Source organism: Bradyrhizobium sp. UFLA05-112 (assembly GCF_053572325.1).
The window spans coordinates 1-8,786 of the sequence record NZ_JBANBK010000159.1; the positions used below are offsets into that span (position 1 = coordinate 1).

9 protein-coding genes are annotated in these 8,786 nt (G+C 64.2%); 7 read left to right on the top strand and 2 right to left on the bottom strand.

Going from position 1 to position 8,786, the window contains the following annotated elements:
* Positions 1-73: 73 nt before the first annotated feature.
* Complete coding sequence (locus SO180_RS41410; RefSeq protein ID WP_449384533.1) at positions 74-712, bottom strand: NrsF family protein; 639 nt, start codon at positions 710-712, stop codon at positions 74-76.
* Between the two features lies 1 nt (position 713).
* The gene (locus tag SO180_RS41415; protein ID WP_449384534.1) at positions 714-1,259 is read right to left on the bottom strand and encodes a sigma-70 family RNA polymerase sigma factor; all 546 of its coding nucleotides are present in this window, start codon (positions 1,257-1,259) and stop codon (positions 714-716) included.
* 297 nt (positions 1,260-1,556) lie between these two features.
* Here SO180_RS41415 and SO180_RS41420 point away from each other — a divergent pair, with 297 nt between their 5' ends.
* The 7 genes from SO180_RS41420 to SO180_RS41450 all read left to right on the top strand — a co-directional run bounded on the left by SO180_RS41420 (position 1,557) and on the right by SO180_RS41450 (position 8,105).
* Positions 1,557-2,213 carry a hypothetical protein gene (locus SO180_RS41420; RefSeq protein WP_449384535.1) on the top strand — a complete coding sequence of 219 codons (657 nt, stop codon included), beginning with the start codon at positions 1,557-1,559 and terminating at the stop codon, positions 2,211-2,213.
* A 136-nt stretch (positions 2,214-2,349) separates the two neighbouring features.
* Positions 2,350-3,129: an enoyl-CoA hydratase gene (locus tag SO180_RS41425; RefSeq protein WP_449384536.1), complete on the top strand. Its 780-nt coding sequence runs from the start codon at positions 2,350-2,352 to the stop codon at positions 3,127-3,129.
* Positions 3,130-3,302: 173 nt separating this feature from the next.
* Positions 3,303-4,733, top strand: a complete 1,431-nt coding sequence (locus tag SO180_RS41430; RefSeq protein WP_449384537.1) for a TolC family outer membrane protein — start codon at positions 3,303-3,305, stop codon at positions 4,731-4,733.
* Between the two features lie 197 nt (positions 4,734-4,930).
* Complete coding sequence (locus SO180_RS41435; protein ID WP_449384538.1) at positions 4,931-5,899, top strand: alpha/beta fold hydrolase; 969 nt, start codon at positions 4,931-4,933, stop codon at positions 5,897-5,899.
* Positions 5,900-6,033: 134 nt separating this feature from the next.
* Positions 6,034-6,453, top strand: a complete 420-nt coding sequence (locus tag SO180_RS41440) for a hypothetical protein (RefSeq protein WP_449384539.1) — start codon at positions 6,034-6,036, stop codon at positions 6,451-6,453.
* A 22-nt stretch (positions 6,454-6,475) separates the two neighbouring features.
* Complete coding sequence (locus tag SO180_RS41445) at positions 6,476-7,576, top strand: hypothetical protein (protein ID WP_449384540.1); 1,101 nt, start codon at positions 6,476-6,478, stop codon at positions 7,574-7,576.
* A 175-nt stretch (positions 7,577-7,751) separates the two neighbouring features.
* Positions 7,752-8,105, top strand: coding sequence for a hypothetical protein (locus SO180_RS41450; RefSeq protein WP_449384541.1), 354 nt, complete (start codon positions 7,752-7,754; stop codon positions 8,103-8,105).
* The last annotated feature ends 681 nt before the right edge of the window (positions 8,106-8,786 follow it).

The following is an 8,786-nucleotide window of genomic DNA, read 5'->3' on the forward strand; positions in this document are numbered from 1 at the left end:
CCAGCCAGCATGGTGAATCAGAAGCAAGCTGATTTGGGAATCCCAAATCGATTCAACCTAACCCCATCCCGCTTTAGTACTTCAGCACTTTTGATCCGACGAGCGCGCCGAGCGCGGTCACGAGCGCGGCGGCGAGCGTATACCAGGTTGCCACGAACAATGGCGAATCGTCGGTGCAGTGCGAGGCATAGAGCGTCGCCGCCAGACCTGCCGATAACAGGCCGGCAAGCGCGCCGGCAAGCGCAGGCCGCGACGGTGCGCCGTGACGCAGGCCGAACAGTGCGCCCGCCAGCAACGGCAGCGACATCGCGGGGATCGCCGACAGGCACACCCTCGAATTCTTGCCGACCAGACGCATCGTCATCGGCATCGCAGGCGCCATCATCATCTCGCCGCCGATCGCCACCGCAAGCAAGGCCACGGGGAGCAGCAGCAGCCAGCCCCAGCCGCGCATCAAGGCCTCGGGCCGCGACAGATGCAGGCTGATCGCGATCGCGGGGATCGCGAGTGACAGGGTGACGGCGAACTTCATGTCGAAGAACGGATTGTGCATCGCGCTCATCACGTCCGGCCGCACGCCGAGGAAAGTGGCGAAGATCAGGATCGAGAGCGGTGCGGCCACCAGCAGCGAGAGCGCCAGCACGGCGCCGACCTTCGGCGCGCGATGCGCGTTGTCGGCCGCGAGCGTGCGAATCAGTTGATCGGTATCCATCTCATCGGTCCCGCAATTTGGCGGTAAGCGCGGCCAGCCCCCGATGCAGCGCGACGCGCACCGCGCCTTCGCTCATCGACAACTTGGACGCCGTGTCTCTGATCGAGGTGCTGTCGACTGCAATCGACTGCAGCACGTCGCGCTGGCGCTGCGGCAGCGTGGCAAGCTGCGCCGCGACCTCGCCTGCTGAGGCCGTCTCCTGCGGCGCCTCGCCCGGCAGCGTCTCGGCGAAATCGTCGATGTTGACGAAGATCCGCCTGCCCCGTCGCCTCAGCGCGTCGATCAGCTTGTTGCGGGCGATCGCGAACAGCCAGGGCGCGAAGGGCGCCTCGCTGTCCCAGGTATGCCGCTTCAAATGCACCGCCAGCAAAATGTCCTGCACGATATCCTCGGCTTGATCGGGAGGTTGGCCGGCACGCGTGAGACCGCGCCGGGCGGCAGCCCGCAGCACCGGCGTGATCGCCTTCAGCAGGCGATGATACGCCGCATCATCCCCTGCCATGGCCGACCGCATCAGGCCGGTCCATTCGTCCTCACGTCCGCGCACGCGCGCCCCTCACACGGCAATTCGGCCGCTCTTTCAATTTGTTACACCGGCCGGACTTAATCACGAAATCGTGATCCTACGGCAAGCAGCGCATTTCCCCGCGGCCCGGTCTAGCCGGCAAGCCCGGGAGGCTCATAACACCGTTCGGCTCGCCTCGCACTCGCCAAGCCGGCCGGACGCGCCGGATTGCCCCGGTTTCGCCCGCTCAGGCCCGAAGATTCCCATTTTCTGCCCCGCTGTGGTCATGCCCCGGGGTCTCTGTGCGCTCCGGGACGGGGGCAATTGGGGAGATCGTAAATGATCGAAGCCAGTGGCCGCGCAGCGTTGATTCTCGCCGCGGGACTCTTTCTGCTTGTCGGCGGCGCCTCGCAGGCAGCGCCGACGTCGTCCATGATGGACACGACCGACAGCGCGAGCAAATCGGCCGAGACCGTCACGCCAGCCAAGCACCGCCGTCATTCCGCCCGTCACCACACCAGCAAGACGGCGGAGAAATCCTCCGACGACAAAGCCGCCAAGAGCGCCGCAAAGGACATGGCGAGCGCAGCGCCCGATGATACCGCCGCGCCGGCTTCGAGCACGATGCCGCCGTCGGTCGCCAACGCCAATGCGCAGCTCGCCTCTGCCGATACACCGACGGCCGCGGCAGCCACCGCCATGACGTCGCGAGCCAATGACAACGTGCAGGCGGCGGCCGACCAAGCGACCGCCGCACCGGACAGCCAGGCGTCCGCGTCGGATCAGCCAGGCGATGCCACCCAGCAGCCGGACAATCCGCCTGCGCAAAAGACCGTCGTCGCCGCAACCGACGCGCAGCCGCGCCCGGCTCCGGCTATGGCCGCCGCGAGCAGCGAAAGCTCGGCCTGGGATCAGAGTTCGCTGATCGGCAAGATCTTCATCGGCGTTGGCGCGCTCCTGACGCTGGCCTCGGCCGCGCGCATGCTCATGGCTTGATTCTTCGAGATTCTTGGACCTGAGCCGGTTCCGGGGACGCGCGGCTCGCGCGTCCCATTGGGCGTCTTCGCCCTCTTGAAGCCCACCGCGCCAGCGGGCACATTGCCCGCTCACATCGAAAATGCGTGGGTGGAGCATGAGTACGTTCGAGCACATCATCGTCGAAAGCAAAGGTGCGGTCGGCATCATCAAGCTGAACCGCCCGAAGATGCTCAATGCGCTGTCCTTCGGCGTCTTCCGCGAGATCGCCGCGGCCGTCGACGATCTCGAAGCCGATGACGCGATCGGCTGCATCGTCGTCACCGGCAGCGAGAAGGCATTCGCCGCGGGTGCCGACATCAAGGAGATGCAGCCTAAAGGCTTCATCGACATGTTCTCGGAAGATTTTGCCGCGATCGGCGGCGACCGCGTGGCGCGCTGCCGCAAGCCGACGATCGCCGCAGTCGCGGGCTACGCGCTCGGCGGCGGCTGCGAGCTCGCGATGATGTGCGACATCATCATCGCCGCCGATACCGCCAAATTCGGCCAGCCCGAGATCACACTCGGCACCATTCCCGGGATCGGCGGCACGCAGCGCCTGACGCGCGCGATCGGCAAGTCCAAGGCGATGGATCTCTGCCTCACCGGCCGCATGATGGACGCGGCGGAAGCCGAGCGAAGCGGCCTCGTCAGCCGCGTGGTCCCCGCCGACAGACTGATGGACGAGGCGATCGAGGCCGCGGAGAAGATCGCCGCGATGTCGCAGCCGGCGGCCGCAATGGCCAAGGAAGCGGTGAACCGCGCCTTCGAGACGACGCTCGCCGAGGGCATGCAGGTTGAGCGCAACCTGTTCCACGCCACCTTCGCGCTGGAAGACCGCTCGGAGGGCATGGCCGCCTTCATCGAGAAGCGTAAGCCGCTGAACAAGAATCGGTAAGGCTGGTGTAAGGCTCGCCATGCCTTCCCCAAAATCCTGTGACGTAGCTGCAACAAGCACGGATTTCATGGGACATTCACCCGCGGCAGTTTGCCTGCGGGACCGGCGCTGGTTAAACAGGTAAGAGGGCCGCCGTCGGCAGGGGCGGACAGCCGGGATTGTTACGGGATCAAATGAAGGGGCGTGCCGCCAGAACTGGCCGCGTGATGACGCGGCGCCGATCGGGCGTGGGTCATGTCCTTGTCACATGGGCCGCGCTGACGCTTTCCTGCGCCCTCCCCGCAGCCGCGCTGGCCGAAGCGCTGCCGGACGCCCTCGCAAAAGCCTATCAGACCAATCCGCAGCTCAATGCCGAGCGGGCGCGCCAGCGCGCCACCGACGAGAACGTGCCGCAGGCGCTTGCGGGCTACCGGCCGCAGATCGTGGCGAGCCTGAGCGCTGGGCTGCAATCGGTACGCAACCTGCTTCCGGACAACACGATCCAGACCGCGACGCTGAAGCCCTGGACCATCGGCGTCACCGTGACGCAGACGCTGTTCAATGGTTTCCGCACCGCCAATAGCGTGCGCGTCGCCGAGCTTCAGGTGCAGTCGGGCCGCGAGGCCTTGCGCAATGTCGGCCAGGGCGTGCTGCTTGATGGCGTGACCGCCTACACCAACGTGCTCGCCAACCAGTCGCTGGTCGAGGCGCAACGCTCCAACGTCGCGTTCCTGCGCGAGACGCTCGCAGTCACCCAGCGCCGGCTGAATGCGGGTGACGTCACGCCGACCGATACCGCGCAGGCCGAGGCACGCCTCAACCGCGGGCTTTCCGATCTCAACGCCGCCGAAGTCGCGCTAGCCATCAGCCAGGCGACTTACGCCCAGGTGATCGGCAACCCGCCGTCGCAGCTTCGGCCCGCCGAGGTCGTCGACCGCTATCTGCCGCGGAGCCGCGAGGACGCGCTCGCCATGGCGATCCGCGAGCACCCGGCGGTGATGGCGGCAGGCTTCGACGTCGACGTCGCCTCCACCAATATCCGCGTCGCCGAAGGCGCGCTGCTGCCGAGCGCCAACGTGCAGGGCAGCGCCAGCCGCAGCCGCGACTCCGACCAGACGCTCGGCACGTTCGCCACCGACCAGGCCTCCATCGTCGCCAACGTCACCGCGCCGATCTATGACGGCGGTCAGGCCGCGTCGCAAACCCGGCAGTCCAAAGAGGTGTCAGCGCAAAGCCGCCTCGTGCTCGACCAGGTGCGCAACCAAGCGCGCACCGCCGCGACCAGCGCTTGGGTTGCAAACGAAGGTGCCAAGATCGCGGTCTCGGCCTCCGAGTCGGAGGTGAAGGCGGCGACCGTCGCCTTGCAGGGCGTGCAGCGCGAGGCCGCCGGCGGACAGCGCACCACCGTCGACGTGCTGAACTCGCAAGCCGACCTGATCCAGGCCAAGGCCCGACTGATCGGCGCGCTGCGCGACCGCGTCATCGCCTCCTACACGCTGCTCAGCGCCGTCGGCCACCTCGACGTCAAGACCTTGACCCTCAACACCCCCGACTATCTGCCCGAAGTGCACTATCAGCAGGTGCGCGATGCCTGGCACGGCCTGCGCACCCCGTCGGGGCAGTGAGCCCGGCAGGCTCCCCAAAAATATCGAAAACAACCCCATGCAAAGTAGAATGGCATCGCCGCGCGGGAATTGACGCGTCGGGCAAATCAGCAGCCCAATTCCATCTTGAACGACCCGCGATCGCGGTTCGTTTCAACGCAAATCAACTCGCGCTAGAGTAGCGGTCGAACATCTATCGACTCATCTCGCGAGGCCATTTGATTCCCAAAATTCTTCGTGGTGCGGCCAAGCTGTGCGGCGCCCTCTTGCTGCTGGTCGTCGCAGCGATCATCGCATTCCGCCTGGCGGCTGCTTTTCGCGAGACGGCAGGCCGTACCGATCTTGCACCGTCGAGCGGGCATTGGGTGACGACGCGCTCGGGCGACGTGTTCATTCAGGAAATGGGGCCTCTTTCCGGAGTCCCCGTCGTGCTGTTTCACGGCACCGCGGCCTGGAGCGAATTGTGGCGAGCGACCAGCGATGCGCTCGCAGCCGGCGGTTATCATGTGATCGCGCTCGACCTGCCGCCGTTCGGCTTCTCGGATCGGCCAGGTGGCTACACGCGACAGGACCAGGCCGAGCGCGTCAGCGACGTGCTCGAGAAGCTCAAGGTGACGCCCGCGGTCATCGTCGGCCATTCCTTCGGCGCGGGCGCTGCGACCGAGCTGGTGCTGCGCTTTCCGGCGCGCGCCCGCGCGCTGGTCTTGGTCGATGCGGCGCTGGGGCTGATGGCTGAACCGTCCGATCCACCGGCAGTGCTGCGTCCTAAATGGCTGCGTGAAATGCTGGTGTCGCTGACGGTCACCAATCCGCTCGCAACCAAGATGCTGCTGCAATCGCTGATCGCAAGGAAGGACCGCGCCTTGCCTGCATATGTCGAGATCCTGCAGCGGCCACTGACGCGTCAGAACTCGACATCGGATATTGCCGACTGGCTCTATTATTTCACAGGTACAGATCGCGGCGCGATGAGCGCTGACCGCGCCGCCTACGCTCAGCTCAAGCAGCCCATTGCGATCCTCTGGGGTGAAATGGATACCGTGACGCCGCGCGCACAGGCGTACGATTTGAAGGCCCTCCTGCCGCAGGCGCACCTCACTCTGCTGCCCGGGCTCGGTCACATTCCGCAGATCGAGGATCCCGGCCAGTTCAATGATGCCCTGCTCAAGGCGCTCGGGACACTCTAGAGCCGTTTCCGTTCCGATGAATCGGAACGGGGCTCTAGACTCTTGTTTTGACGCGTTTTCTTCACGCGAACCGGTGTCCACTTCGCTGGAAAACGCTCTAAACTCGAACGAGATTCGAACTTACCGGAGGAATCATGGACGTCATCCGATTGTGCGCCTTTGGCTATGCCGCGCTGCTTGGTTTCGTGATCCTGACCGGTTACATCCCCGCCTTCATCGACCAGAACGACATGATCTTCGGCCTGTTCCGCCGCACCTGGTACGCCGACGGCCTGCATCTCGTCTCCGCGCTGTGGGCGCTCGCCTCGGCGCTGACGTCGCGCCGCGCATCCGAACTGTTCTTCCAGCTCTTCGGCGTCTTCTATTTCGCCGACGGTGTGCTCGGCCTCCTCACCGGCAGCGGCTATCTCGATTTCGGCATCCTCATCAACGGCGTTTTGAACCTGCCGCTGTCGACCCGCATCTTCGCCAATGCGCCGCATCTCGGCCTTGGCGGGCTCGCCATCCTGATCGGCTATCTCCTCGCGCCGCGCACGCACCCGGCCCATGCTTAAGCGCCCTATGTTTAAGAGGCTTATGTTCAGGAAGCTTGGCCGCATCATCTTCACGCTGCTCGCTCTGATCGCCGTCGCGATCCTGGTTCCGCTCGCCTATATCGAAGGCACCTGCCAGCCCGCATCCGACATTGCATCCACGACAACGGCCGCAATGGCACTCCCGCCGATCAGCGAGAAGGGCTATCGCCGGCCACTCGACAACACCTATTTCACCTTCCCCGAATGGTACATCGTCTATTCTTTCGAGGATTTTGGCCGCTTCCTCGACCAGTCCAGCGAAAGCCATTTCGGCTATTTGCACCACATCCTCGGCTTCTGGCAGAGCTTCTGCACCATCAACCGCGCGGTCCCGGCAAGTGTTGAGTCGCGCTTCGACGTGAAGATGATGATCTATGTCATCGGCATCAGCTACTCCGCCGAATACGCGATCAAGGGTCTCTACGAGAACACGATCGGGCGCGCCTTCGAATGGATCAGGGGCGAGAAGCTCACGCCGCAGGATGAATACGCCCGCGCGGTGCTCCAGGACTATGCGGCCTTCCTCTACACCATCCCCTGGTACAAATATCCGTTCAGCGACACGCTGAACGGGCTGACCGCGATCTCGACGCCGACGCCAAGCAATCTGCGCACATGGGAGCGCAACTTCGCGCTCGGCACCGAATATTTCGTCAAGATCGGCTATGCCGCAGCGATCCAGAAGGCGCTCGATGCCAGCGATGACGACGAGCCGCGCGACATCATGTTCGTGGTCGCGACATTGCCGCAGGACGTGCTTCGCGCCGAGCCCCGCATCACTCCGATCCGGACGCTGTCCCCGGACTGGCAGCTCGTGCAGGCGCCGCGCTACAAGGCGCTGAGCGAGATCCTGAACAAGCTGATCGACGGCGGTCATCGCCTGGCGGAGATCGCCGGCAATCACGAAATCCTCATCACAGTGATCGCGCCGAAAGGGACGGCTCTCGATATTCCCGACACCACAGAGCTGTTTTCACTGGATCTGGACGCCAAACCCGGCTTCCGCAGGGCCGGCCTTAAGGCAAGGATCGATCGGCTCGTCGAGATCAAGCGCGAGCTGACGACCAAGGGTGCGAGCCTTGAGCACTTCTACGACTATTAAAGCGCGACGGGTTCTGGTTGAATCGGTCGGGCCACGGGCTTGCTCACCTCTCCCGCTTGCGGGAGAGGTCGGCGCGAAGCGCCGGGTGAGGGCTCTCTCCACTTGGGGATTGTCCATTGCGGAGACACCCTCTCCCCAGCCCTCCCCCGCAAGCGGGGGAGGGAGCGCACCTTCCTTGCGGCGACAATCAAGCCTAATCCCATCACGCTTTCGCCGGACAACACCGCGGCCGCTCCGCAGGATCGCGTTTGCGGTCTCGCTCGTCGTCACGGGCTGGCTCGCGCTCGTCGTTACCTTGACCTTCGGCACCGCGCCCGGCCGCTCGCTGGCCGTGATCGGGCCGCAGGCACAGGCGATCGCGGCAATCGCGAAGGCCGACGGCCGCGTGCTGGCGTCGAACGCCTATGTCACCATCGCGCGATCCAATGCAGCGGATTTCGTCAGCCGGCTCTACGTCGCCGGCGCCCTGCTCGTGCTCGATGCCGAGCAGGCCGGCGGCTGCAACGGGCTCGCACCCAAGCGCACCTGAAGCGGCCTGGGGTCTCGGTGCTTTCGGGGCAAAGCGGACATGAGCCAGCGGACAACCTACGCTCAGTCGGGCGAGAATGGACCCGAAGCGGACATCGTTGACGAGCTTGGAATAGTGCGCCGATACGACCGTTTGTTCGCTATCTCCTTAAGACCGAGGCAATCAATCCACGCTATCGTCTCGCGTCCTTCAAGATGGTAACAGTTGGCAACGAGGATAATGTCTTACTACTTCTTCGCTGCCTGTCTGGCCGTATTAGCCTTGAGTTTCGAGCTATCGTTTCGCCGAGCCTGGAATCTGTCGCGGAACTCTGAGCTGCTTGGCCCGGCCCAGCGGCTCGCAGTACGGCGGCGTGCGCTTTGGCCGGTAGGCTGCGGGCTAATTTGCATGCTGCTTGGGTGGATCTTACTTCAATTTAGTCAAGATAAGCTTGTTCTCAATCTAATAATGCTTAGTGCTTCTTTCCTCGCAGGATCGTTTATTGGCGTTGTGACCGGGATCACGAAGCGGGTCTGAAGCATCCACACAGAAAGATAAAAGTGCATCGATCTATGGCCGCCGACAAGCGATCATGGCTTTGTCATCGTCCTGTTGACGTCCAGTTTTGGCCGATTCCGTTGAAAAAGGCCGCGGTTGCGACTCAGAGATACCAGTGATTCAGTCTGTCTAGTTGGCAGGACT

What these genes read in the sequence shown, in the direction of transcription:
- SO180_RS41410 (WP_449384533.1), bottom strand. Translation starts at nt 712, where the DNA reads ATGGATACCGATCAACTGATTCGCACGCTCGCGGCCGACAACGCGCAT.
- SO180_RS41420 (WP_449384535.1), top strand. Translation starts at nt 1,557, where the DNA reads ATGATCGAAGCCAGTGGCCGCGCAGCGTTGATTCTCGCCGCGGGACTC.
- SO180_RS41425 (WP_449384536.1), top strand. Translation starts at nt 2,350, where the DNA reads ATGAGTACGTTCGAGCACATCATCGTCGAAAGCAAAGGTGCGGTCGGC.
- SO180_RS41430 (WP_449384537.1), top strand. Translation starts at nt 3,303, where the DNA reads ATGAAGGGGCGTGCCGCCAGAACTGGCCGCGTGATGACGCGGCGCCGA.
- SO180_RS41440 (WP_449384539.1), top strand. Translation starts at nt 6,034, where the DNA reads ATGGACGTCATCCGATTGTGCGCCTTTGGCTATGCCGCGCTGCTTGGT.
- SO180_RS41445 (WP_449384540.1), top strand. Translation starts at nt 6,476, where the DNA reads ATGTTCAGGAAGCTTGGCCGCATCATCTTCACGCTGCTCGCTCTGATC.